General features: G+C 61.2%; 24 protein-coding genes. 4 read left to right on the forward strand and 20 right to left on the reverse strand.

The window, feature by feature from the left end; all coding sequences use genetic code 11:
* Positions 1 to 10 precede the first annotated feature (10 nt).
* The 15 genes from ACXJKE_RS04610 to ACXJKE_RS04680 form a co-directional block, all read right to left on the reverse strand.
* Positions 11 to 1,474 carry a DegQ family serine endoprotease gene (locus ACXJKE_RS04610; protein ID WP_457279379.1) on the reverse strand — a complete coding sequence of 488 codons (1,464 nt, stop codon included), beginning with the start codon at positions 1,472 to 1,474 and terminating at the stop codon, positions 11 to 13.
* Between the two features lie 123 nt (positions 1,475 to 1,597).
* Positions 1,598 to 2,626: a MucB/RseB C-terminal domain-containing protein gene (locus ACXJKE_RS04615; RefSeq protein ID WP_457279380.1), complete on the reverse strand. Its 1,029-nt coding sequence runs from the start codon at positions 2,624 to 2,626 to the stop codon at positions 1,598 to 1,600.
* A gap of 36 nt (positions 2,627 to 2,662) precedes the next feature.
* Positions 2,663 to 3,271, reverse strand: a complete 609-nt coding sequence (locus ACXJKE_RS04620; RefSeq protein WP_457279381.1) for a sigma-E factor negative regulatory protein — start codon at positions 3,269 to 3,271, stop codon at positions 2,663 to 2,665.
* Between the two features lie 104 nt (positions 3,272 to 3,375).
* Complete coding sequence (gene rpoE, locus ACXJKE_RS04625) at positions 3,376 to 4,020, reverse strand: RNA polymerase sigma factor RpoE (RefSeq protein WP_457279382.1); 645 nt, start codon at positions 4,018 to 4,020, stop codon at positions 3,376 to 3,378.
* On the reverse strand, positions 4,017 to 4,559 hold the full coding sequence (locus ACXJKE_RS04630) for a hypothetical protein (RefSeq protein ID WP_457279383.1): 543 nt from the start codon (positions 4,557 to 4,559) through the stop codon (positions 4,017 to 4,019). Before ACXJKE_RS04630 ends, rpoE begins: the two co-directional genes overlap by 4 nt.
* Before the next feature lie 32 nt (positions 4,560 to 4,591).
* Positions 4,592 to 5,836 carry a beta-ketoacyl-ACP synthase II gene (gene fabF, locus ACXJKE_RS04635; protein ID WP_457279384.1) on the reverse strand — a complete coding sequence of 415 codons (1,245 nt, stop codon included), beginning with the start codon at positions 5,834 to 5,836 and terminating at the stop codon, positions 4,592 to 4,594.
* Between the two features lie 82 nt (positions 5,837 to 5,918).
* Positions 5,919 to 6,158 carry an acyl carrier protein gene (gene acpP, locus ACXJKE_RS04640; RefSeq protein WP_011484542.1) on the reverse strand — a complete coding sequence of 80 codons (240 nt, stop codon included), beginning with the start codon at positions 6,156 to 6,158 and terminating at the stop codon, positions 5,919 to 5,921.
* A 159-nt stretch (positions 6,159 to 6,317) separates the two neighbouring features.
* Positions 6,318 to 7,064, reverse strand: a complete 747-nt coding sequence (fabG, locus tag ACXJKE_RS04645) for a 3-oxoacyl-ACP reductase FabG (RefSeq protein WP_457279385.1) — start codon at positions 7,062 to 7,064, stop codon at positions 6,318 to 6,320.
* Positions 7,061 to 8,011 carry an ACP S-malonyltransferase gene (gene fabD / locus ACXJKE_RS04650; RefSeq protein WP_457279386.1) on the reverse strand — a complete coding sequence of 317 codons (951 nt, stop codon included), beginning with the start codon at positions 8,009 to 8,011 and terminating at the stop codon, positions 7,061 to 7,063. The genes fabG and fabD overlap by 4 nt, the downstream gene beginning before the upstream one ends.
* A 92-nt stretch (positions 8,012 to 8,103) precedes the next feature.
* On the reverse strand, positions 8,104 to 8,745 hold the full coding sequence (locus ACXJKE_RS04655) for a hypothetical protein (protein ID WP_457279387.1): 642 nt from the start codon (positions 8,743 to 8,745) through the stop codon (positions 8,104 to 8,106).
* Positions 8,726 to 10,090 carry a sialidase family protein gene (locus ACXJKE_RS04660; RefSeq protein ID WP_457279388.1) on the reverse strand — a complete coding sequence of 455 codons (1,365 nt, stop codon included), beginning with the start codon at positions 10,088 to 10,090 and terminating at the stop codon, positions 8,726 to 8,728. Before ACXJKE_RS04660 ends, ACXJKE_RS04655 begins: the two co-directional genes overlap by 20 nt.
* Positions 10,091 to 10,134: 44 nt before the next feature.
* The gene (locus ACXJKE_RS04665) at positions 10,135 to 11,112 is read right to left on the reverse strand and encodes a beta-ketoacyl-ACP synthase III (RefSeq protein ID WP_457279389.1); all 978 of its coding nucleotides are present in this window, start codon (positions 11,110 to 11,112) and stop codon (positions 10,135 to 10,137) included.
* Positions 11,112 to 12,227, reverse strand: a complete 1,116-nt coding sequence (gene plsX, locus ACXJKE_RS04670; RefSeq protein WP_457279390.1) for a phosphate acyltransferase PlsX — start codon at positions 12,225 to 12,227, stop codon at positions 11,112 to 11,114. The genes ACXJKE_RS04665 and plsX overlap by 1 nt, the downstream gene beginning before the upstream one ends.
* An 88-nt stretch (positions 12,228 to 12,315) precedes the next feature.
* Positions 12,316 to 12,498, reverse strand: coding sequence for a 50S ribosomal protein L32 (rpmF, locus tag ACXJKE_RS04675; RefSeq protein ID WP_007873878.1), 183 nt, complete (start codon positions 12,496 to 12,498; stop codon positions 12,316 to 12,318).
* A gap of 239 nt (positions 12,499 to 12,737) precedes the next feature.
* On the reverse strand, positions 12,738 to 13,292 hold the full coding sequence (locus ACXJKE_RS04680) for a YceD family protein (RefSeq protein ID WP_457279391.1): 555 nt from the start codon (positions 13,290 to 13,292) through the stop codon (positions 12,738 to 12,740).
* Between the two features lie 25 nt (positions 13,293 to 13,317).
* On the opposite strand from ACXJKE_RS04680, the gene ACXJKE_RS04685 reads away from it, so the two are divergent.
* Both ACXJKE_RS04685 and ACXJKE_RS04690 read left to right on the forward strand, forming a co-directional pair.
* Positions 13,318 to 13,965 (forward strand): Maf family nucleotide pyrophosphatase, encoded by a 648-nt coding sequence (locus ACXJKE_RS04685; RefSeq protein WP_457279392.1) that lies wholly within the window; start codon positions 13,318 to 13,320, stop codon positions 13,963 to 13,965.
* On the forward strand, positions 13,962 to 14,729 hold the full coding sequence (locus ACXJKE_RS04690; RefSeq protein ID WP_457279393.1) for an SAM-dependent methyltransferase: 768 nt from the start codon (positions 13,962 to 13,964) through the stop codon (positions 14,727 to 14,729). Before ACXJKE_RS04685 ends, ACXJKE_RS04690 begins: the two co-directional genes overlap by 4 nt.
* Positions 14,730 to 14,802: 73 nt before the next feature.
* Here ACXJKE_RS04690 and ACXJKE_RS04695 read toward each other — a convergent pair whose 3' ends face one another.
* The 5 genes from ACXJKE_RS04695 to ACXJKE_RS04715 form a co-directional block, all read right to left on the reverse strand.
* A complete protein-coding gene (locus tag ACXJKE_RS04695; protein WP_457279394.1) occupies positions 14,803 to 15,861 on the reverse strand; it encodes a S49 family peptidase in 1,059 nt (352 codons plus the stop codon).
* A gap of 21 nt (positions 15,862 to 15,882) precedes the next feature.
* Positions 15,883 to 16,257, reverse strand: a complete 375-nt coding sequence (locus tag ACXJKE_RS04700; protein ID WP_457279395.1) for a Rieske (2Fe-2S) protein — start codon at positions 16,255 to 16,257, stop codon at positions 15,883 to 15,885.
* Between the two features lie 7 nt (positions 16,258 to 16,264).
* Positions 16,265 to 16,924, reverse strand: coding sequence for an HAD family hydrolase (locus ACXJKE_RS04705; RefSeq protein ID WP_457279396.1), 660 nt, complete (start codon positions 16,922 to 16,924; stop codon positions 16,265 to 16,267).
* A 66-nt stretch (positions 16,925 to 16,990) separates the two neighbouring features.
* Complete coding sequence (locus tag ACXJKE_RS04710; protein WP_457279397.1) at positions 16,991 to 17,605, reverse strand: hypothetical protein; 615 nt, start codon at positions 17,603 to 17,605, stop codon at positions 16,991 to 16,993.
* Entirely contained in the window at positions 17,602 to 18,756 is a 1,155-nt protein-coding gene (locus ACXJKE_RS04715; protein WP_457279398.1) for an RluA family pseudouridine synthase, read from the reverse strand. The genes ACXJKE_RS04710 and ACXJKE_RS04715 overlap by 4 nt, the downstream gene beginning before the upstream one ends.
* Positions 18,757 to 19,380: 624 nt before the next feature.
* On the opposite strand from ACXJKE_RS04715, the gene ACXJKE_RS04720 reads away from it, so the two are divergent.
* Complete coding sequence (locus tag ACXJKE_RS04720) at positions 19,381 to 22,500, forward strand: Rne/Rng family ribonuclease (RefSeq protein ID WP_457279399.1); 3,120 nt, start codon at positions 19,381 to 19,383, stop codon at positions 22,498 to 22,500.
* Positions 22,501 to 22,641: 141 nt separating this feature from the next.
* Positions 22,642 to 23,151: an RDD family protein gene (locus ACXJKE_RS04725; RefSeq protein WP_457279400.1), complete on the forward strand. Its 510-nt coding sequence runs from the start codon at positions 22,642 to 22,644 to the stop codon at positions 23,149 to 23,151.
* The last annotated feature ends 4 nt before the right edge of the window (positions 23,152 to 23,155 follow it).

The following is a 23,155-nucleotide window of genomic DNA, read 5'->3' on the forward strand; positions in this document are numbered from 1 at the left end:
AGGTAGCGCTTCAGCGAGATGGCCTGATCAGCGCGTATTGCGCCCACTCGCCCCGCCGGAACAGCACGTTGATGGCTTTGGACTTGTCGATTTTGGCAAGGGCCGCTTCAAATTCCTTGACGCTGGTGACTTCGGAGTTGGCAATCGCCACAATCACGTCGCCTTCTTTCAGGCCGGCCCGCGCAGCAACCCCTTCGGCGGTGTCCACCTTGACGCCACCCTTGACCTTCAGCTCCTTCTTCTGTGCGTCGGGCACTTCACTCACGGCCAGACCCAAAGCCTGTGCGGCACCCGCTACCGGGGGCTTGGGTTCGGGGCCAGCCGAAGCCTTGCGCGCGGGTTTTTCTGCCTCGACCTCACCAATCGTGACCGAAAGGTCCTTGCTCGCGCCGCGCCTGAAGACGGTCACCACGGCCTTGGTACCCGGCTTCACGTTGCCGACCATGCGCGGCAGGTCGCTGGATTTTTCAATCGGCTTGCCGTCGAACTTGATGATGATGTCGCCGGCCTCAATGCCCGCTTTTTCTGCGGGTGCGCCGCTTTCGACACCCCTAACCAGCGCGCCCTGGGCCTTGCCCAGGCCAATCGATTCCGCCACCTCTTTGGTGACCTGGTCGATCTGCACACCGATGCGGCCCCGCGTGACCTTGCCGCTCGTGCGCAGCTGATCGGACACGCGCGCTGCCTCATCTATGGGAATGGAAAAGGAAATGCCCTGGAAGCCGCCGGAGCGCGAATAAATTTGGCTGTTGATGCCAACCACCTCACCGCGCATATTGATCAGGGGCCCGCCGGAGTTGCCGGGGTTGATGGCCACGTCGGTCTGGATAAACGGCAGGTAGTCGCCGGTATCCCGCTGCTTGGCACTCACGATACCTGCGGTCACGGTGTTTTCCAGGCCAAATGGCGAGCCGATGGCCATCACCCATTCCCCGACCTTGAGGCGGTTGATGTCGCCGATCTTCACTGCGGGCAGCCCCGTCGCCTCAATCTTGACGACGGCAACGTCACTGCGCTTGTCCGCACCGATGATTTTGGCTTTGAATTCGCGCTTGTCGGTCAACGTGACGATGACTTCATCGGCGCCTTCGACTACATGCGCGTTGGTCATCACAAAGCCGTCGGCCGTCAGGATGAAACCCGACCCGACGCCGCGTGGCTGATCTTCGTCAGGCTGAGGGCTGCGGTCCGGCCGGGGTGCGCGGGGCATATTAGGGGGGATCGGTATGCCAAAGCGCTTGAAGAATTCCAGCATCTGTTCGTCGGCACTTCCGGAAGCCGCTGCCTTGGCTTTCTCCAGGGTGCGGATATTGACCACCGAAGGACCCACCTGCTCCACGAGGTCCGTGAAATCCGGCAATGTGCGGTTCTGCGCCCAGACCGGCGCGACCGGCAGCACCGCCAGGACCGCAGTGCTTCCCACGATGGCCGCCGTCAGGCAGGAGCGCAGGGGTTTCCATTTCAATTCAAGCATCATCAGCCTCGTCATAAATGTTGTCATCCGGCAATCACACCCGGCGGCAACCCAAGGCTGGCGCCGGAGAAAATTGTTGCAGCACGTGGCCCCCGAGAAAAGTACCAGGAGCACCAGTGCATATTATTTCTTGCGCTCCAGCCCGCCCGCAAAAAGCTTCAAAGTGCCCATGGGGACTTCACCCATCACGGTGACCCAATAGGCGTCGAGCTGCCGGGTAATCGTCTGGGTGGCGCCCATCGACAGGCTCGATTCCTGACCGTGGCGCTGGCGGTCGAACGGTTCTACAAAAATCGACACCGATGCCAAACCATCCGAGAAAATCCACTGCAGGGGCTCTTCACCGGCCGCAGTGCCGGCAGGCGCCAGTGCCGTCGCCGGCCGCTTGTAGCAACTCATGGGTTTAAAGCCCGCCACAGGCGCCTTCAGGAGCCAGCCTTCCGCGCTTGCCGTGGTCTTCATGAGAACAGGCTTTTCCACACGGTAACCGTCGACCTTGCCCATCATCTGGAGGAGCTTGTCCATTTTGACCGGAGCATCAAGCTGCAATTCTGAAAATGCCGCCTGTTCCAGGACCTTGCCGTCGGTATCGAGCGTCTGCAGCTTCACGACCAGGCCTTTCTTCTGTTCTGTCCAGACCCGGTAGCCAAACCGCATATTGTCTTTGGGCGCCAGCAGCACGATATCGGCCTCGACGCCCGCCACACGCTCGGTACCCTCCTGACGGACCTTGTAATAGTCGGCAATCCGGTTATCGGTTGACTGCAGCAACTGGGGGAACATACCCAGCGACTCGCGCTTTTCACTGCGAACCACCTTGTGGTCCGGCATGAAGGTGACCACCTGGTCGTTATGGCGAAAAATCGAGCGCGGTGCCCCCGTCAGCGTTTCTACCCGCTCCATTTGCTGGTCGCCCTCGCAAACATGCCAAATCTTCGCACTGGACATGGCGCCACCGGAAGAGACGACAAAGGTGCCGATGTACGAGCGCTTTTTGGAAGCCTCGTGCATGCGCATCAGCCAATCGTTGATGTTGCGGGATTCCATGGGCGTCGCAGCAGGGGCCGGCGGCGGCACCTGTGCCGCTACAAAATTCATAGCTGGCAGCGCACATCCCGCAAGGGCTAGAAGGCGAAATAGCTTGAATTTCATGAAGTTTCCAAAGCCCGGCGACAAGCAGGCGCCCGCTCAGCGTCCTGCATTTTGCGGCGTTTCAAAGGTGGCATTGCGCAAGAAGCCCGAGGGTTCCTGCAGGGCCGATGTGCCCCCCAGCTGCTTGTGCGCAGCCAGCAGTTCCTCCAGCCGGGCATCCCGCACCATTGGGCCTTGGGGCGAAGCAACCAACACCTGTTGTGACAGTGGCGCCTGGGCAAGCTGCGGCGCCGAGCCGGGTGCCAGCAAGCCAGAGGCATTCCACGCAATGGCAGCCACCGCGGCGAGTGAGGCAAATCCTGCTACCAGCTTCCAGCGGAAATCGCTGTCATTGGCGGCTTCGCCATGCGGTTGAGACATTGCTTGCACGGGTACCTGAACAACATCCAGAGCCGGAGCAGCAGGATGAAAACTCGAACCGGCCGGGGTTTCCTGGGCAAGGCGCTGGTTCAGGCGCGCCAAAAAGGCCATGTCCGCCCCTTTGGTCCGAAGCGCAGGCGACCGCAAGGCATCGCCAATCAGGTGATAGGCGTCCCAGGCGGCGACCGCTGAATCATCGCGCCGGCTGGCATCGAGTGCAGCCACAAGTTCGTCCCCGTCCAATTGGCCATCGGCCAAGGCAGACATGAGTTCGCTGGTTTGCATTGACGGTTTCATCATGTTCGTGGGCAGCGGAACTGCCGTTTTGAAAGGCTCAAAATACGGGGTCTGATTCGTGGGTTCATGGATGGCTCCTGGGTGCTGCGACTTCACCAGCGCTTGCCGCTCTGGTTTTCCAGCAACGGTTTCACCTTCTGCGAAATTGCCTCGCGCGCCCTGAAAATACGTGACCGCACTGTACCGATGGGGCAATCCATCGCCTCTGAAATCTCTTCGTAGCTCAGCCCTTCTATTTCACGCAGGGTAATGGCCTGGCGAAGCTCCTCAGGCAAGGCTTCCATGGCGGCATTGATGATTTCCGCAATTTCCTTGGTGGCCAGCACGGCTTCCGGCGTTTCCGAGCTTGTTAGTTCGTTTTCAAGCGGGGAAGTTTCATCGCTTTCATCGCTTTGGCCCGATTTAAAGGAGTTTTCAGAGACGGTTGGATCCCGTTTAAGGTCCATCAGGGCCTTTTTGGCGGTATTCACCGCAATCCGGTAAAGCCATGTGTAGAACTGGGCCTCGCCCCTGAACTGCGCCAGGGCCCTGTAGGCGCGGATGAACGTTTCCTGGGCGATATCTTCCACCAGGTCCACATCGCGCACCATACGGCCTATCAGGCGCTGGATGCGCCGCTGGTATTTGATGACCAGCAGCTCATATGCCTTCTGGTCGCCTGCAACGGTGCGCTCCACCAGCATGGCATCGCTGTCGGTTGCTTTTTCCAGTTGCGGCGGAGGCAGGTCAGCGCTCATGGGTTTTGTGACGTGACTTCAACTGGGCGCATAGACCCCGATACTGCCACAGCCGGCACGGGTTCTGCCGGCAGAAAATCGTGCGGCGATAAGGTGGAAGATGACTTGTGCGGCGAGTAGACCGCCCGGCGCAGATCCAGCCATCGCTCCGGCATGACACCGCGCTCCACCCAAAGCCACAGCCGTGCGTGAACAGAATTTTCAAGCCGAAGCAGTAAATAGTGCTGAAAATCGGCAAGGACTGAAAGCTCATATTCGGCAACGCCCGCCTGGTAACCCGGGCCCTCCCAGCGCCACACTTCGCCATCCCATGCCAAGTGGCCCGCCGGAGAATTTCGCCAACCAATATGTGCTGCCACACCAGCGCCTAACGCGGCAGTAAGTGCCAGGCCGATGCGCCAATCCAGCTGACGGTTTCCATTGAAATACCAGAGCATGGCTAAAAGCAGCCCGGACAGCCATAAACCCAACAAAAGAGTACCCAGAAAACGCGAACGCCCCAGCGGATAAACAACCGGCGGGGCGTTGTGCAGGCTCAAGGCAGGCTGTTGGACGTGCGTGAGCCGGGAAATCAGGCGCGCTTGAAGACCAGCGTACCGTTGGTGCCGCCGAACCCGAAATTGTTTTTGACGGCAACCTCGATTTTTGCGTCACGCGCGGTATTGGCACAGTAGTCCAGGTCGCACTCGGGATCCTGGTTGAAGATATTGATGGTCGGCGGAATTTTCTGGTGATACAGCGAAAGCACCGTAAACACCGACTCAATGCCGCCGGCGCCGCCCAAAAGGTGACCCGTCATGGATTTGGTCGAGCTGACCACCATGTTTTTAGCGTGGCTGCCGAACGCAGCCTTGACGGCGTTTGTCTCGTTCAGGTCGCCCAGCGGTGTGGACGTGCCATGCGCGTTGAGGTACTGGACTTCGTCGGCATTGACACCTGCGTTCTTCAACGCCATGACCATGGAGCGGCGCGGTCCGTCGACATCGGGCGCTGTCATGTGATATGCGTCTGCGCTCATGCCGAACCCGGTCAGTTCAGCATAAATTCTGGCGCCGCGCGCTTTGGCATGCTCGTACTCTTCGAGAACCAGCACACCGCCGCCCTCACCCAGCACAAAACCATCACGGTCCTTGTCCCAAGGGCGAGATGCTGTTTTCGGGTCTTCGTTGCGGGTGGACAGGGCACGCGCTGCGGCAAAGCCGCCTACGCCCAGCGGAGAGACGCAGGACTCAGCGCCACCGGCCACCATCACGTCGCAATCGCCATATTCAATCATGCGCGCCGACAGGCCGATGGCATGAAGTCCGGTCGTGCAGGCCGTTACGACCGCAACGTTGGGGCCTTTAAAGCCGAATTTGATGGATACATGCCCGGAAATCATGTTGATGATCGAGGCAGGTACAAAAAACGGAGACACCCGGCGCGGGCCGCGATTGACCAGCTCGGAATGCATTTGCTCGATCATCGGCAAACCGCCGATGCCCGAACCGATATTGCAGCCAATGCGGGTCGCCAGTTCGCCGTCTAGCGCCTCGCCCGTCGGCAAGCCGCTGTCGGCCACCGCCTGGAAAGCTGCAGCCAGACCCAGATGAATGAAGCGATCCATGTGCCGCGCTTCTTTTTCGGGAATGTAATCCGCGATATTGAAGCCTTTGACCTCACCGGCAAATTTGCAGGCAAAGTTGCTTGCATCAAACTGCGTGATCAGATCAATTCCGGGTACACCGGCAATCAGATTGGCCCAGGATTCAGCCACGGTATTACCTACCGGGCTGACACAACCCAGACCTGTCACGACGACACGACGACGGCTCATTCAAAAATCCTGAGAAGAACCCGAAAAGCCCTGGAATGACTTTTCAGGCTTGATGACGGCGGAGGCAGGCGAAAGCCTTGCCTCAAGCCTTTTGATGGGTGTTTGCGTAGTCAATCGCGTTCTGCACGGTGGTGATCTTCTCGGCGTCTTCGTCGGGAATCTCAATGCCGAACTCGTCTTCCAGAGCCATAACCAGTTCTACGGTGTCAAGGGAGTCAGCGCCCAGATCGGCCACAAAGGCTTTTTCGCTGGTGACCTGGCCTTCTTCCACGCCGAGTTGTTCGGCAATGATTTTCTTAACACGTGCTTCGATATCGCTCATAGTTCCCTCTGAGGGTTGTAAATTAATCCGTGATTTTACCGCGTTAGAGTCGTTTCCCTAAGCACCGCGCCGGACGGATAAAAACCGGCTTCGATTTCCCGTGTTTTACCACTCTCAGCCCGCTGTTTTCATGAAACTGCAGGGCTGACGCTTCAAGAGCTACATATACATGCCGCCGTTGACGTGAATCTCCTGGCCTGTGATGTAGGCCGCCTGTGGACTTGCCACAAAGGCCACAGCGTGCGCAATGTCTTGCGGTTTGCCAAGATGGCCCAGCGGGATCTGCCCCAAAAGTGCTTTTTGCTGCTCTTCCGGCAATCCGGCGGTCATGTCGGTCTCGATAAAGCCTGGCGCCACGCAATTGACAGTGATGTTACGCGAGCCGAGCTCGCGAGCCAGTGCGCGCGTCATGCCGGCCACGCCGGCCTTGGCCGCCGCGTAATTGGATTGGCCCGCGTTGCCCGAGGCACCAACGACGGATGTGATGCTGATGATGCGGCCGTAGCGCTGCTTCATCATGGTGCGCATCACGGCGCGGCTCATGCGGAACACGGCCTTGAGGTTGGTGTCCAGCACCGCATCCCAATCGTCATCCTTGAGCCGCATTGCCAGCATGTCGCGTGTGATGCCCGCGTTGTTGACCAGCACCTGCAGGCCACCGTGCTCCTTGACGATGGCGTCGATCAGCGCTTCGGCGGCGGTAACGTCGTTCACATTCAGGTTTTTGCCGGCGCAACCCGGAAAAGCCGCAAGGGCCTGGCCGATTTTGGCCGCGCCTTCATCGCTGGTCGCCGTGCCTATCACTTTGAGGCCTTTTTGGGCCAGCTCCAGCGCAATGGCCGCGCCAATACCGCGCGATGCGCCGGTGACCAGTGCGACCTGGCCTTCAAACTTGACTTCGCTCATGCCAGTAACTCCTTCACTTCCGCCAGGGAGGCGGGATCAAACAGGGGGACACCCGTCAATTCGGGATCGATTCTTTTGGCCATGCCGGCCAGCACCTTGCCAGGCCCGCACTCGACCAGCGTCGTGAGGCCGCGTGCCTTGATGGCCTGCACGCATTCCACCCAACGCACGGGGCCGAAAGCCTGCCCGTACAGCGCCGCGCGAATGCGGTCAGCGTCAGTCTCGACGGCTACCTCGATGTTGTTGATGACCGGGATTTTCGGCGCTGCGAACTCGACGACGGCCAGCTTTTCGCGCAGCTTCTCGGCCGCGGGCTTCATCAGGCTGGAGTGGAAGGGAGCCGACACCGGCAGGGGCAAGGCGCGCTTGGCACCGTTGGCCTTGAGCACTTCGCAGGCTTTCTCAACCGCAGCCTTGCTGCCCGCGATGACGGTCTGCATCGGATCGTTGAAATTGACGGCTTCGACCACTTCGGTGGTGTTGGCCCCGAAGCTGCGCGCGGCCTCGGCACAGCCTTCAATCACTTTGGAGGCTTCCATGCCCAGAATGGCCGCCATCGCGCCTATGCCGACCGGTACGGCGTCCTGCATGGCCTGCGCACGAAAGCGCACCAACGGCGCGGCTTGCGCGAGTGTCAGCACACCCGAGGCCACCAGAGCAGAGTATTCGCCCAGCGAGTGACCCGCGACGGCGGCCGGCGCGGTACCGGTTTCGGCCATCCAGGCACGGTAAGCCGCCACACCGGCGACCAGCATGACAGGCTGCGTGTTCGTGGTCAGCGCCAGCGCGTCCTTGGGGCCGTCCTTGATCAGCCGGCCGACATCCTCGCCCAGCGCCTCGGAGGCTTCGGCCAACGTCTGCGCAACCACCGGATGGTCGCCCCAGGCGTCCAGCATGCCGACCGACTGCGAGCCCTGGCCGGGAAAAACAATAGCAAACGATTTCAAATGATTACTCCATGGGTCGAATTCTTGGGTCGCCGAAAAGCATCCGCATGCATTTTAAGAAGATGAACAGTCATTTTTTGAAGCACAGTCTGTCAGACTGACGACGGTATAGCGCCATTGTGCGCACCACGCAGCCGTGCAAAACCCCATCCGACAGCCGATTTGATGCACTGATAGATAGCCGCAACGGCCAGCCAGGGGTCTATCAGGTAGTCCCACAAATTGGTGGACTCCAGCGACCCCGCAGCCCAGGCCAGTAAAGCCAGAGCGATCAGCACGGGCAGCAAACGAAATCCCCTGGCCCAGCATGCCAGCGACAGCGCCAGAAGCGCCGCCCAGAGAACTGGCGAACCCCAGCCGAGCCGGTAGGCATCCCAGTCTCCCCAGCCCAGGGCCAACGGGTACAAAAACAAAGCGCCCACAGCCAGGACAACACTCACCAGCATGCACTCGCGGTTATCCATCAAGCGGACGCCCGACAGGCGCTGGTACATGCCCAGGCAGGCGAGTGACACTAAAGAAATGCTCAGATCCGAGCTGATGCCGCGCACATAGGCCACGAGCGGTAAGCGGGCCGGGCCCACCGGGCACCACAGAAGTACAAACACCGCAGCAGTAGCAAACTTGCCCCACGGCGCGACGCCACGCCGCCAGCCCAGCAGCCGCAGACAACCGGCGCTGAGCGCCAGATCAATGCCGAGCAAGGCGATCAGATCATTTGCCGGAGGAAGCATGGCCGGTCGCCGCTTGCGCGGCCTGGAGGGTTTGCAGGGGGTCCAGCCGCACGTGCTTGATGCGCGTGCGATGCCAGGTATAGACGAGATGCAGGTAGCCGTCGCGGGTCTGCAGCAAGTAAGGATAAGAAAACTCCTGGGAGCAGCTCTGGCCACCGCACAGTTGGCGCCGCGCGCTGGCCACATAGGCCTGAGCTTCGTCGTCGCGGGCGCCGCGGGCCTTGAGTTCCTGCGTCAACAGGCGCTCGTAGTCGCCGAGGGACGTGCGGACCTGCGGATTGGCGGACGACTCCACGATCCATGGCGCCACCCCATCAAACGAGCCGCCCGCCTCTGTTTTCAGCAAGGCCAGCATTTCGCGATTTCGGGGCGCCGGGTTCAGGGCCAGCCATTGCGTGCCGATGTTCGTCACGACGCCGGCCACAGCGGAGTCCGGATTGGGCCAGATGCTTGCAGACGCGCGCGACCAGGTCTTGCCGGCATCCGTGGTATCTGAAACCATCAGCGCCGTGGCATTGCCTGAGCGCATATAGACCTGCGCCTTCTCTGGCCCCGAAACCAGCACCACCGGCTGCAAACCGGTGCGGCTACCGGGAACGCGAACTTTGTCGATGACCTGGCCCAGAGCGTTGATGCGCAGGACTTCGCCGAATTTGGTGACGAACTCGTGGTACACCGGCAAGCCGGTCTCGCCGCTTTCAAAGCTGACGGGTGCTCCTTTGACCAGCGTACTGATGTTCAGGAAGGGCGACGTCACCAGGCGGCGTGGCATGCTCCAGGTCGCGCCTTCATCCGTGGAACGCGCCCAGCTGATGGAGCTGCCCGCCCATCCGCCCAATGAAACGTTGACCATCCACAGGCAGAGTGAGCCATCGGGCGCGCGAGCAATCACCGGATTGCCCAGTTTCTTGACATAGCGCCACAGGCCCTGCTGAAGTGTTTGACGGTTGAACAACGTGCTTTCTGCGCTCCAGCGCAGGCTGGCGGGGTCCATCACTGCGGTCTGGATGGTGACATCCCCCGCGCCTTCGCGCGAGCCCGAAAACCAGACCGCGCGCAAGCGGCCATCACGCAACTCCACGAGGGAGGCCGCATGCACGGCCTGGCCGGGAGAAGATGAGACAAATTGCGCATCAAAACGAAAGCGGCCGTCCGGCGAAATCTGCTGCGCCGGCAAGCCGGTGCGTGGCACGGATTTGACGGCACCAGCCGAAGGGCTGGCCGCCAATGCCGCAAAAGGGGTGGCCGGTGGGCGCTGCAGGATTTTCCATCCAGCCAAGGCAAAAGCCAGCACCAGCAAGGCTGCTGCAAGGCGATCCCATGCACCGGACGGTCTGAAATTCAAATGCCCACCTGTCTGTGAAAGCCTGGCAGATGGGTGGGAGCCACTCAATAGTTGAGAAGCACCGCACCCCAGGTAAAGCCGCCGCCCACGCCTTCGAGCATGAGGGTGTCGCCTTTTTGGATCTTGCCGCTGCGTACGGCCACATCCAGCGCGAGCGGGATAGAGGCTGCGGAGGTGTTTCCGTGCTGATCGACGGTGACAATCAGCTTCTCGAGCGGCATCTTCAGTTTTTTGGCCGTGCTCTGCATGATGCGGATGTTGGCCTGGTGCGGGATCAGCCAGTCGATGTCGGCATCGGTCATGTTGGCTTTTGCCAGCGTAGCGCGCGCGGCGCTTTCGAGCACGCCCACAGCCAGCTTGAACACGGCTTGGCCATCCATCTTGAGCAAGGGGTCGCCCAGGATCTGACCACCCGAGACATTGCCCGGCACACACAGGATGCCGACATGCTTGCCGTCGGCATGCAGGTCGCTGGCAAGAATGCCGGGCGTGTCCGAGGCCTCGAGCACCACGGCGCCGGCGCCGTCGCCAAAAAGCACACAGGTGGTCCGGTCTGAAAAGTCCAGGATGCGCGAGAACACTTCCGCACCGATCACCAGCGCCTTGCTGGCCGAACCGGTGCGGATCATGGCGTCAGCCACGGTCAATGCATAGACGAATCCGCTGCACACAGCTTGCACGTCAAAGGCCGGGCAACCGGCGATGCCCAGTTTGTTCTGCAAAATGCAGGCCGCCGAGGGAAACACCATGTCCGGGGTCGAGGTCGCCACGATGATGAGGTCGATGTCCGCAGCCTGCAGACCCGCAGCCTGCAGTGCATTTTTGGCGGCTTCTACACCCAGATCGCTGCTGGTCACGTCGGACGCGGCAAAGTGGCGGGCCCGGATGCCGGTGCGCTCCACAATCCATTCATCGGAGGTTTCCACACCCCGGGTCGCCAGGTCGGCGGCCAGTTCGGCATTGGTCAGTCGGCGCGGCGGCAAATAACTACCGGTGCCGGTGATGCGTGAGTAACGGGTCATTAATAAGTGGCCGGTGTTGAGACTGCTGAGTCAACTGACATTGAAGGGGTGTCGACGGGCGCATCAGCAGGGGGCGCCGCCTGCGCTGCCACCAGCAAAGGGGCCGCATGGGCTATGCGTTCGCGCACTCTCTCAAGCAAATTGTTCCGAGCCGCATCATAAGCCCGATTCAGCGCCGTCTCAAAAGCAAAGGCGTCCGCTGAGCCGTGGCTTTTGAAAACCAGGCCTTGCAGACCGAGCAAGGCGGCGCCGTTGTACCGCCTGTGGTCAACTCGATTTTTAAACGCAGTTAGCACCGGATAGGCAATGATGGCCGCAATTTTTGTCAAGATATTGCGGGAAAACTCAGCCTTTATGAAGCCCCCGATCATGCTTGCAAGACCTTCACTAGCCTTGAGCGCGACGTTGCCCACAAAACCGTCACAGACGACGATATCGGTCGTTCCCTTGAAAATATCGTTACCTTCGACATTCCCGTAAAAATTCAAATCACCGGAATTAGACGCAGAACGCAACAACTCACCGGCTTTTTTGATAATTTCACTGCCTTTTATCGCTTCTTCGCCAATATTGAGCAGGCCGACACTGGGCGTGGGGTTGCTGGTGATGGCTGCCACCAGGGCGGATCCCATCACGGCAAACTGCAGCAGGTGATCTTCGGTGCAATCGACATTGGCACCCAGGTCCAGCACCGTGGTGGCGCCACCCAAGGCATTGGGCAGCTGGGTAGCAATGGCCGGACGGTCTATGCCCTCCAGGGTTTTGAGGACGTAGCGGGCAATGGCCATCAAGGCGCCGGTATTGCCGGCCGATACGGCCGCTTGGGCCACACCATCCTTGACCTGGTTCATCGCGACCCGCATCGAGGAGTTCTTCTTGCGCCGCAAGGCGATCTCGATGGGATCGTCCATGGTGACGATCTCGCTGGCCGGAACGATCTGGCAGCGCGGATGGACCTGAAGGCGGGGGTACAACGGGTGCCCCGCGAGGACTTCAGGCTGGCCGACCAGCACCACAGCAGCATCCGGATGGCCATCCAGAAATGCCAGGCTGGCCGGGAGCGTAACGGCTGGGCCGATATCGCCGCCCATGGCATCGACAGCGATCCTGATCATGGGGCGACCGGTGCAGTCAAGAGAGAGTGGAATTCAGGCAAAAGAAAGGCCCGCAGGATGAGTGCGGGCCCATGCTCAAAGCGTGGAATTACGCTTCGGATTTGGTTTTCAGCACCTTGCGGCCACGGTAAAAACCGGTAGGGCTGATGTGGTGGCGCAGGTGGGTTTCGCCGGTGGTGGATTCCACGGCAATGCCTGGCACGGTGAGTGCGTTGTGCGAGCGGTGCATGCCGCGCTTCGAAGGTGACTTTTTGTTCTGCTGGACGGCCATGATCCGCTCCTGATGGGGTGTAAGGTTGGTAAATTACGCACCAAAATCCGAGTTCAGACAGCTGGACCTGAATATCGGCCCAAGGCGGTCTAAACGCCATGTAACCGTATTCACCGCATTGGTACGCGAAGCCTTTGATTATAGCTCGATGCGAGACAAATTTCATCACCTCAACCCGCGACTGGTGAAATGCCGACAAATCTAGGAGTTTTACCTGAGAAATAAGTAATTCTAAATTACTACTTTTTTGCTTTAAGCTGCGCCAGAACCGCAAAGGGATTGGGTTTTTCACCAACCTCGCCCACCGAATCTGCATTGTCACCAAGGTCGCCCGCCTGCAGTTTGGGCGCGACAGGGCACACCTCATGCATGGGCACCAGCGGCAGGGCCATCAGCAATTCATCTTCCAGCACAGCGAGCAAATCGAACTGGGGCGCCATCACCAGCAAGTCTTCTTCAGACTGGTCGTCCTCGGCCATGGCGATGTCTTCATTGGCCACAAAGCGGTACCACTGGTCGACCTCTACAGGTGTGGCAACCACACCCATGCAGCGCTGGCAGGTCAAAGGCACCACGGCCTCGGCCGTCAGATGCAACCATACGTCGTCTTCAGCGCCCGGGCGCGGGCGTAGCTCGCCGACCGCCTGCCATTTCACCGCCGAATCGGCCTGTAGCCCTTGCGCTTCGTGCGCAAGGCGCTCCATATTTCGTAGCAAAGTAGTCTCGGAAAGCGCTACGCCATCCTGGGCGAAAGCGGTCATGTTGAGTCGGTTGGGCTGCAGGGATCTGGACATGAGTGCAGTGTAAGAGAATCAAGGCATGAACCCCGCCCCCGACCTCGCCGCAATCTCCGGACACACCGGACAAGACCGCCCCCTGATTTTGGGTTCGACCTCCCGCTATCGCCGGGAATTGCTGCAGCGGCTGCATATCCCGTTTGAGGTGGTCGCGCCCGACGTGGACGAAACGCCCCATGCCGGCGAGCTCCCTGGCCCCCTGGCCGAGCGGCTGGCCCTGGCCAAGGCCCGGGCTGTTGCTGCGGCATTTCCCGGCGCGGTTGTCATCGGTTCCGACCAGGTCGCCGACCTCGACGGCCAGCCGCTCGGCAAGCCGGGCACCCACGAAAAAGCCGTCGCCCAGCTCCGCAGGATGCGAGGGCAAACCGTCATTTTTCAGACGGCTGTGGCCGTCGTGTGCCTGGACAGCGGCTATGAAGCGCAAAGCCTGGCCGCAGTGAGGGTGAAATTCCGCGCGCTGACGGATGACGAAATTGAAAACTACCTGCGCACCGAGCAACCGTACGATTGCGCGGGCAGCGCCAAAAGCGAAGGCCTCGGCATTGCACTGCTTGAATCGATCGACAACGACGACCCGACTGCGCTGATCGGCTTGCCGCTGATCCGCACCTGCAGGCTCATCGAAGCCGCAGGCGTGAGGCTGCTTTCAGCCTACGGGAGCCAGCCATGAGCGGCGCAGCGAAAGGGAAACTTTACCTGGTGCCCGCGCCGCTCGACTTCGGCTGCGACGACCTTGCCCCTCTGCAGGATGTCATGCCGCTGGGCACCGTGCAAATCGCCGCCAGGCTCTCCTGCTGGATCTGCGAAAACGCCAAAAGCACGCGCGCCTACCTCAAGCGTATCGACGCGCTGCAGCCGCTCAGCGCGCCGCTGCAGTCGCAGCAAATCCAGGAGCTGCCACGGGAGGTTCACAAAAAAGGCGACCATACCGGCAACTTCGACGCGCGCCCCCTGTTGATGGCGGCCGTGGAAGGCCGCGACATGGGCCTGGTCAGCGAAGCCGGCATGCCTGCCATTGCCGATCCCGGATCCTCCGTGGTACGCGCCGCCCATGACCTGGGGCTGGAGGTTGTGCCGCTGACGGGCCCGATGTCGCTGATGCTGGCGCTGGCAGCGAGCGGCCTGAACGGCCAGCATTTTGCGTTTGCCGGGTATTTGCCGCAGGCACCGGCCGAGCGCGTCCAGCGCATCCGGGAACTGGAATCCCTGGCGCTCAAATCCGGCCAGACCCAGCTCTTCATCGAAACACCCTATCGCAACGCGGCCTTGTTCCAGTCACTGCTGCAAACGCTGCAGGGCAACACCCGGCTGGCGCTGAGCTGCGGCCTGACAATGACCAAAGGCTGGTCCCGCAGCGCGCAGGTCAGCGGCTGGAAACGCGACAAGCTCCAGGCGCCACTGGAATTGCCAACCGTCTTCTGTATCGGCCGCTAAAGCGCCAGACACGAACAAAAGAGCCCGCGCGAAGCGGGCTTTTTGACAAAGGCCATCGCCTTCTCAAGTCGCCCTAGCGAAGCGCCGGGATCGCCTTGAAGGCCTTCATGGCACCCTCGCCCATCGCCGCGCCAAACTTCTTGGCCAGCCGTTCGGCCACATTGTCGCGACGGGTGTAGTCAATGATCTCGTCGGTCTTGACCACTTCTCGGGCCACATACTCCAGGTTGCCTAGCTGATCGGCCAGGCCCAGTTCCACCGCCTGCTGGCCGCTCCAGAACAGGCCGCTGAACATCTCGGGCGTTTCCTTCAGGCGTTTACCGCGGCCGGCTTTGACCACCGCGATGAACTGCTGGTGGATCTGGTCCAGCATGGCCTGTGCAAAGACCTTTTGTTTTTCGCTTTGCGGGCTGAACGGATCAAGAAATCCCTTGTTTTCGCCGGCCGTCAGCAAGCGGCGCTCCACGCCCAGTTTGTCCATCAAGCCTGTGAAGCCAAAACCATCCATCAGCACACCGATGCTGCCCACAATACTGGCCTTGTCGACGTAAATCTTGTCGGCCGAGACGGCGATGTAATAAGCGGCCGAGGCACAGGTTTCTTCGACCACAGCGTAAACCGGCTTCTTGTGCTTGGCCTTCAGGCGCAGGATTTCGTCGTTCATCATGCCGGCCTGCACCGGGCTGCCGCCGGGCGAATTGATCAGCAGCACGACCGCCTTGGCGCCTTCGTCTTCAAAGGCGGCACGCAGCGCCGCGTTGACGAACTCGGCGCTGGCGTCGGCGCCCGCGGCGATTTCACCCTTGATTTCCACCACGGCCGTGTGCGGAACAGTCGCATCGCTGGCAGGCGTGCCGCGATGTAGTGCCATCCATACCAGAGCGATGAAAAACGCCAGCCAGGACAGGCGCACAAAGGTTTTCCAGCGTCGCGTCGCCTTTTGCTCGTTCAGCGCAGCAAAAGCCAGTTTCTCAAGCGTCGCGCGCTCCCAGCCGGGGCTGGCGGAAGGATCAGCGGCGGATTTTTTGGCCTGGGAATAAGGCGGAAGGGACTCCGGCTGGTTGGGCCGGAAATCAGATTCGCGCAACGAATCAGAGTCCATGGGAGGGTCGGGGCGATGGGGGTCGTTCATGGGCGATAGTTTAGAGAGGTATTAGAACTGTAGCGGTTTAAGGTTGTAAGCAGAATGCCAATAAACAACCCCTTCGATTTCTGAAAGCTCGATTTTGACCAGCCCTCCCTGGCAAGGCCCGCCGGCGCACAGGCCGGTATCCGGACGGTAAACGGCGCCATGGCTGGCGCATAACAGCCACTGCCCCCCGGAATCAAACACCCGGTTGGGCTGCCAGTCCAGCTCCATCGCGACATGGGTGCAGCGATTGAGATACGCGTGGACCATTCCTTCGTAACGGACCGCAAAGGCGCGGCAGGTCTGCCCGGCATAAATGACATCGAACGGCACCGCCAACCCGCCTTCAAGCAGGTCGCGGCTATTGCACAAAGCTTGCCGGGGGTCCGTGGACGTCATCGAAAGGCTACCCGTTGGCCAGCAGCCAGTCGTGCAGTTCCTGCACCGAATGCGCGACATGGCGCGGCGACAGCGCGGTAAATGTGTCCGGCTCATGCGCGCCATAACTCACCCCCACACTGGCACAAGCAGCATTGACCGCCATCTGGAGGTCATGGGTGGTGTCGCCCACCATCAGCACGCGCCCCGCGGGAATACCGAACTCCGCCATGAGCTCATGCAGCATGCGCGGATCGGGCTTGCCTGCCGTCTCGTCAGCCGTGCGGGATCCGTCGAACACGCCTTTGAGCTCTACGGTGCGCAGTACTTCGTCAAGGCCGCGGCGCGACTTGCCGGTGGCCACCGCGAGCAGGTGACCGCGCGCTTTCAAAGCGTCGAGCAAGGGAAGCACGCCCTCAAACAGGCTCAAGTCGTCGTAATGCGCGGCATAGTGATGGCGGTATCGCTCGCCCAGTTGGGGATACTTTTCAGGGGGTACATCAGGCGCCGCATGAGCCAGTGCCTGCATGAGGCCCAGGCCGATGACGTAGCCGGCTTCCTTGTCGGTGGGGACCGTGCCGCCGACATCACGCACTGCGGCCTGGATACAGCGCACGATGATTTTGGTCGAATCAAACAGCGTGCCATCCCAATCGAAAGCGATCAGGTCGAAATTTCGGGTTTGCATGGGGATATATTGTCTTAGGGAAGGCCGGCCTATGCGCGCACATGGACAAACGTTGAAATGCAGGCGTCAATTGTTCCGGTTTTTACGGAGCCACCACGACGAGAACCCGTGAATTGCGCCCAACAAGACGCTTGCCAGGCCGAGCACCGTCAAATGGAACAGCGGTCCATAGTTTTCAAGAAACCCCCACCCTGAGTCGTCGAACGGATGCCGGTTGTGGGGGTTGTAAAAATACAGCGCATCCCATCCTTGTGTCACTGTCCCCGGATTCAGGGCCACAAAAGCGCACACACAAACCACCAGGCAGATTGCCGATCTGGAAACAACAAAACGAAATGCAGACACGGCGTTCAAGGAAGGAATCACCCGCCCGTTCAACAGCCAAAAAACCGCGGCCGCCAAAAGGGTGGGGAGCGGAACCAGAAGCATCGTTTCAACACTCCCCCACGACACCCAGAACATGAACTCCGTCAAAAGCGGCCAAAAGATGACCGAGGGCACTTCGCTCCACCGGAATTCGCCGCGCCCCAGCTCACCTGCCACCAGGTAATACGCCACACCGTACAGGGCAGGACCGGCAAAAACAAACATCAGCACTGTTGCGGCCAGGCCGCTGAACTTTCCCCGTATCGGCTTGGCTGCGCTGTTTGAGCCAAGCGCTTCAGGGCCCCCGCGAATCATGTAGAAACCTGCGCCGGTAAAAACTGTTGCAGTTCAGGCGGCAAAGGCGCCTGCAGGTGCACGACCTTGCGCAGTTTGGGGTGGTTAAATTTCAGGCTCCAGGCGTGCAGAAACATGCGTTTGAGCGATACCGTGCCCGGGGCGGACCTCTGCAGCGCCCGGTTCAGTTCAAAGTCGCCATACTTGTCGTCGCCGGCAATCGGATGACCTTCATTGGACAGGTGCACGCGGATCTGGTGGGTGCGGCCGGTCTTGATCGTGACTTCGAGCAAGGTAAAGGGCGTTGCGGGCGTCAGCAGACTGGCGGGAAAAGCCGACTTGACCTTGACCAGCGTCACCGAACGCATGCCATCGGGGTGGTCGTTGGGCACCACTTTCACACGCCGCTCGCCATCGGGCAACAAATACTTGTGCAACGCTTTGTCGATCACGCGGTGATTGGCCGGCCAGTCGCCTCCGACGAGGGCCAGATAGACCTTGTCGGTTTCGCGCTCCCGGAACTGCTCCTGCAGCAGCTTGAGCGCCATGCGCCGCTTGGCGATCAGCAAGATGCCGCTGGTTTCGCGGTCCAGCCGGTGCACCAGCTCCAGAAAGTCGGCTTCGGGCCTGGCCATGCGCAGCTGTTCGATCACGCCGAAGCTCACGCCGCTGCCACCGTGCACCGCCACACCGGCCGGTTTGTCGATGGCCAGCACAAAGTCGTCCTCAAAAAGAATCGGGAATTCGCGGGACGGCGCATAGCCGCCCGTGGTCGAACTCGCGCCGTGGCGGGCGATTTCCTGGGCCATGGCCTCGGCCTTTTGCCCGGCCCGCTCAGAGGTGCGAACCGGCGGCAGGCGCACGATGTCGCCGGTCTCCACCCGCGTATCGGCCTGCGCCCGGCCCTTGTTAACCCTCACTTCACCGCTTCGGATGATGCGGTAGACATGGGTTTTGGGCACGCCCTTGAGTTGGCGGATCAGGAAATTGTCGAGGCGCTGGCCCGCATAGTCTTCATCTACCGTCACCAGCGTGGCCTGCGGCGCAGCCGGGGCCGCCGCCTGGGGATTGGATGGTGCCGGGGTGGACGCGGACACGGCTGCGGGCGGCCATACCGGTGTTTTCCCGGGTTTCCTTGCCAAGCCCTTTGCTGACCCTATAATGTGTTTCACTAGCGATGCGCTGTAAGTGGTTGATTTGTCTGGAGTTTAGTCCACGCAAGTCCCCGGCCCTGAAAAGGCAAACAAGCAGCCTTGCTGGAAGGTCGATGCCCACGCCGGCAATTGCCCGCAAGCGACGAGTGCCAGGCACCTCGCGGCGAGCGTCTTTGCACGGTAGAAGAGTCGACGTTTTGCGAACAACACTACGGAATACCATGTGTGCAGCCCAAGTCATGAACAACAGGCTGCATGCGGATCCAGTCGAGATCAAGTCCTTTAACGGGTAGCCCTCTGATGACAACACTGGTCAGTCTGATTTATATGTGCCTGCGGCGCCTCACGACATTCGTGGGCCCTGCTTTTGGCATAAATCAGCCGCCAGCCCTTGTACAGTGGGCGCAAGCAGCTACTCTTTTTGTAGCAACCACCCGTTTGACCCCTGCTCGCTCCATCCACGCGCCTACGCCCAGACCACGTCGCTGACCGATTCACTTCGGTCGGCCGCGCGCTGTCAAAAGCTCTCCGGCAATTCCTCCAGTTCGCACTGCGTCCCTCCGGCGTCGTTGGCCCATTTTGGGCATGTGATTGATGTTCAAGACATGACATCAAAACGAAGAACGATAAGGAAGGCTACCCATGAAACGGATGCTGGTAAACGCCACACAGGCTGAAGAACGCCGTCTGGCGATCGTCGATGGACAAAAACTCCTCGACTACGAAATTGAAATTGAAGGGCGCGAACAGCGCAAGGGCAACATCTACAAGGCCGTCGTCACCCGCGTCGAGCCCTCGCTGGAAGCCTGCTTCGTCGACTACGGCGAAGACCGCCACGGCTTCCTGCCGTTCAAGGAAATCTCCAAGCAATACTTCGCCCAGGGTGTGCCCGTCAACCAAGCGCGCATCAACGATGTGATCCGTGAAGGCCAGGAACTGCTGGTCCAGGTCGAAAAAGAAGAGCGCGGCAACAAGGGCGCAGCCCTCACCACCTTCGTCTCCCTGGCAGGCCGCTATGTGGTCCTGATGCCGAACAATCCTCGCGGCGGTGGCGTAAGCCGCCGTATCGAAGGCGAAGACCGGGCCGAGCTCAAGGAGAATATGGACCAGCTGGAATATCCCAACGGGATGTCCATCATTGCGCGCACCGCCGGTATCGGCCGCAGCGCGCCAGAGCTCCAGTGGGACTTGAACTACCTGCTCAAGCTCTGGACCGCCATTGACGGCGCTGGCAAGGGCGGCAAAGGCGCCTACCTGATTTACCAGGAATCCAGCCTCGTGATCCGCGCCATCCGCGACTACTTCAACAGCGACATCGGCGACATCCTCTTTGACACCGACGACGTCTATGAACAGGCCCGCCAGTTCATGGCCCACGTGATGCCCGAGCACGAGCACCGCGTCAAGCGCTACCGCGACGACGCGCCGCTGTTCAGCCGCTTCCAGATCGAGCACCAGATCGAGTCGGCTTATGCCCGTACCGTGCAGTTGCCCTCAGGCGGCGCCATCGTGATCGACCACACCGAAGCACTGGTGTCGGTCGACGTCAACTCCGCTCGCGCCATCAAGGGCGGCGACATCGAAGAAACCGCCACCCGCACCAACCTCGAAGCCGCCGACGAAGTGGCGCGCCAGATGCGTTTGCGCGATCTGGGCGGCCTGATCGTCATCGACTTTATCGACATGGAAGAGTCGCGCAACCGCCGCGACGTGGAAAACCGCCTGCGCGACGCGCTGCGGCAAGACCGCGCCCGCGTGCAGTTCGGCACCATCAGCAAATTCGGCCTCATGGAAATGAGCCGCCAGCGCCTGCGCCCCGCCCTGTCGGAAGGCGCGTCCATCCCCTGCCCGCGTTGCGGCGGCTCTGGCCATATCCGCGACACCGAAAGCTCGGCGCTGCAGATCCTGCGCATCATCCAGGAAGAGTCCCTCAAGGACAGCACGGCCTCGGTGTTGTGCCAGGTCCCGGTTGACGTGGCGTCTTTCCTGCTGAATGAAAAGCGCTCCGAGATCGCCAAGATCGAAGTCAAGCAGCGCATCAACGTGCTGCTGGTGCCCAACAAGACGCTGGAGACCCCCAACTACCGCCTTGAACGCCTGAAACACGACGACCCGCGCCTGGACAACATCGCCGCCAGCTACAAGATGGCCGACGAAATCGAGGATCCGACCACCGTCACGCGCCGCAGCCAGGAAAAGCACAACAAGCAGGAGCCCATCATCAAGGGCGTCTTGCCCGATGCACCCGCACCTGTGGCCCCGCCCAAGCCGGAAGTGGCGCCACAAGCGGCTCCCAAGCCCCAGTCGCGCCGCCCTGCCCCGGCAGCAGCTGCGCCTGCAGAAAAAGGCTTCTTCGGCTGGATCAAGAGCCTGTTCGGCGGCGCGGAAACACCAGCTCCGGCACCTGCCGCCAAAGAAGTGAAAAAAGACGAGCGCGGCGAAGGCCGGCGTGAAGGCCGCGATGGCCGTGGTGATGGACGCGGTGAGCGTTCGGACCGTGGCGGCGAACGCGGAGGCCGCGACGGCCGCCGCGGTGGCCGCGGCCGCAGCGAAGGACGCGGCGGTGAAGGCCGAGGCGAAAACCGCGAAGGACGCGAACCACGCCCAGAGGGCCAGGGCCGCGGCGAAGGCCGCAATGAAGGCCGTGGCGGCGAGCGCCGCGAACGCAACCCGGAAGGCCGCAACGAAGCCGGCCGCCAGGAACGCCCAGCCGGTGAAGCCCGCGGCGAAAGCCGTCCTGAAAATGCCGGCGACCAGCCCCGCAGCGAAAACCCCGGCCGCGAAGGCCGCGGCCGCCGCGAGCGCGGTGAACGTGGCGAGCGCGGTGGTGAGCGCATTCAGCGCGACTCCGTCGAGCAGGACCTCGCACTGGCCAACCAGGCCGCCATGGCAGCAGCCATGGGCGGTGAAGCCGGCGAGCCGCGCCAGGAACGCGCACCGCAAGACGGCGAACGCCCACAAGGCAACCGTGAGCCGCGTGGAGAGCGTGGTGAAGGCCGCCGTGACCGCGGCGACCGCAACGGCCGTCGCAACGACCGCCGCACAGACCGCCCTGAAGGCGCCGAAGGCCAGAATGCTGCCGCTGAAGGCAGCGCCGGCTTCAACCCTGAAGCCGCAGCGGCAGCCCCCGTACTGGACGATGCCGGCAATGTGATCGCTCCTGCACAAAACGGCCAGGGCGAAGAGCAACGCCAGCCACGCGAACGCCGTAGCCGCGACCGCTATGGCCGTGACCGCCGCGAACGCGGCGAAAACGGTGAACGCAGCGAGCAACCCGCAGACGCCGGACAGGCAAGCGGTCAAGGCGAATCTTTAGAGCCAAATCAGCCACAAGCCCAAGAGCAGCGTGCGCAAGCAGCTCCTGAATTTGTAGCGCCGGTAGCTGCCGCCGCTCCGGCTGCTGTACCGGCTCCAGCTTACGTGGCCCCGGTAGCCGTTGCCGCACCCGTAGCAGCTCCTGCCCCCGCACCGGCGCCAGCCGCTGCGCCGGTTGCCGCCAGCCTGCCCAAGGTTCAGTCTTACGACTTGCCCCTGCAGGACCTGGTTCAGGTCGCCCAGTCCTCAGGCTTGCAGTGGGTCAACTCAGATGCCGCCAAGATCGCCGAAGCCAAAGCCGCCATCGCCGCCGAAGCCAAGCCGGTCCACGTACCGCGTGAGCGCCCACCGCTGGTGGTCGCCGACGAAGGCCCGCTGGTGCTGGTCGAGACCAAGCGCGATCTCGGCGCTGTGAAGCTGCCTTTCGAGCAATCGGCCGGCCAGTAAACGCGCCGACCTCTGCCGCATAAGCGGCACCTCACCAAAAGGCCCGCAAATGCGGGCCTTTTTTACGTCCTTCCTATCTTGCAGCAATGTCGTTAAGAGGCCCTAGAATCAACCCAACAAAATAGGCATGGGGAGAGGACGATGGACAATCCGCAGCACGATGCGCGCTACGCGCCGCCGCAGGCCAGCGTAGACGACGTGGTCGCGGCGTCAGACGGGCCTGAGCTGGCCAGTCGCATGCGGCGATTTTGCGCCGTGATGCTCGACGCTGTTTTTCAGTCCCTCTTCCTTTGGCTGGTGTCGGTACTGACGCCCTTCAATCCCTGGAACACGGAAGGACGCGACATGTGGTCCGTCGATCTGGTGAGCATGGGTGTCGGCGCCCTGATTTTTCTTGTGCTCAACGGCTACCTGCTCGCGACACGGGGCCAGACGATTGGCAAGGTCTTGCTCAAGATACGGATTGCCCGACCTTCGGGGGAGTCCGTTTCCGTCAAGCGCCTGGCCCTCCGATATGGCGCGGGGTTCGCGGCCAGCATCATGATGGTCGTCCTGTGGGTCTATTCCCTGCTGGACTGCCTGATGATTTTCCGGAAATCCCGTCGCTGCCTGCATGACGAGATTGCGGACACCGTGGTCTTCAAGATCTGACAGG

The organism is Polaromonas sp. P5_D5, assembly GCF_054049435.1.

Excerpts from the sequence above, each read along its gene's own strand:
- ACXJKE_RS04620 (WP_457279381.1), bottom strand. The coding sequence starts at position 3,271 with ATGCAAACCAGCGAACTCATGTCTGCCTTGGCCGATGGCCAATTGGAC.
- ACXJKE_RS04705 (WP_457279396.1), bottom strand. The coding sequence starts at position 16,924 with ATGCAAACCCGAAATTTCGACCTGATCGCTTTCGATTGGGATGGCACG.
- plsX (WP_457279390.1), bottom strand. The coding sequence starts at position 12,227 with ATGATCAGGATCGCTGTCGATGCCATGGGCGGCGATATCGGCCCAGCC.
- ACXJKE_RS04695 (WP_457279394.1), bottom strand. The coding sequence starts at position 15,861 with ATGAACGACCCCCATCGCCCCGACCCTCCCATGGACTCTGATTCGTTG.
- ACXJKE_RS04665 (WP_457279389.1), bottom strand. The coding sequence starts at position 11,112 with ATGACCCGTTACTCACGCATCACCGGCACCGGTAGTTATTTGCCGCCG.
- rpmF (WP_007873878.1), bottom strand. The coding sequence starts at position 12,498 with ATGGCCGTCCAGCAGAACAAAAAGTCACCTTCGAAGCGCGGCATGCAC.
- ACXJKE_RS04690 (WP_457279393.1), top strand. The coding sequence starts at position 13,962 with ATGAGCGGCGCAGCGAAAGGGAAACTTTACCTGGTGCCCGCGCCGCTC.
- fabG (WP_457279385.1), bottom strand. The coding sequence starts at position 7,064 with ATGAGCGAAGTCAAGTTTGAAGGCCAGGTCGCACTGGTCACCGGCGCA.
- rpoE (WP_457279382.1), bottom strand. The coding sequence starts at position 4,020 with ATGAGCGCTGACCTGCCTCCGCCGCAACTGGAAAAAGCAACCGACAGC.
- ACXJKE_RS04725 (WP_457279400.1), top strand. The coding sequence starts at position 22,642 with ATGGACAATCCGCAGCACGATGCGCGCTACGCGCCGCCGCAGGCCAGC.
- ACXJKE_RS04655 (WP_457279387.1), bottom strand. The coding sequence starts at position 8,745 with ATGCTTCCTCCGGCAAATGATCTGATCGCCTTGCTCGGCATTGATCTG.
- ACXJKE_RS04680 (WP_457279391.1), bottom strand. The coding sequence starts at position 13,292 with ATGTCCAGATCCCTGCAGCCCAACCGACTCAACATGACCGCTTTCGCC.
- fabF (WP_457279384.1), bottom strand. The coding sequence starts at position 5,836 with ATGAGCCGTCGTCGTGTCGTCGTGACAGGTCTGGGTTGTGTCAGCCCG.
- ACXJKE_RS04720 (WP_457279399.1), top strand. The coding sequence starts at position 19,381 with ATGAAACGGATGCTGGTAAACGCCACACAGGCTGAAGAACGCCGTCTG.
- ACXJKE_RS04710 (WP_457279397.1), bottom strand. The coding sequence starts at position 17,605 with ATGATTCGCGGGGGCCCTGAAGCGCTTGGCTCAAACAGCGCAGCCAAG.
- ACXJKE_RS04615 (WP_457279380.1), bottom strand. The coding sequence starts at position 2,626 with ATGAAATTCAAGCTATTTCGCCTTCTAGCCCTTGCGGGATGTGCGCTG.
- ACXJKE_RS04700 (WP_457279395.1), bottom strand. The coding sequence starts at position 16,257 with ATGACGTCCACGGACCCCCGGCAAGCTTTGTGCAATAGCCGCGACCTG.
- ACXJKE_RS04685 (WP_457279392.1), top strand. The coding sequence starts at position 13,318 with ATGAACCCCGCCCCCGACCTCGCCGCAATCTCCGGACACACCGGACAA.
- acpP (WP_011484542.1), bottom strand. The coding sequence starts at position 6,158 with ATGAGCGATATCGAAGCACGTGTTAAGAAAATCATTGCCGAACAACTC.
- ACXJKE_RS04610 (WP_457279379.1), bottom strand. The coding sequence starts at position 1,474 with ATGCTTGAATTGAAATGGAAACCCCTGCGCTCCTGCCTGACGGCGGCC.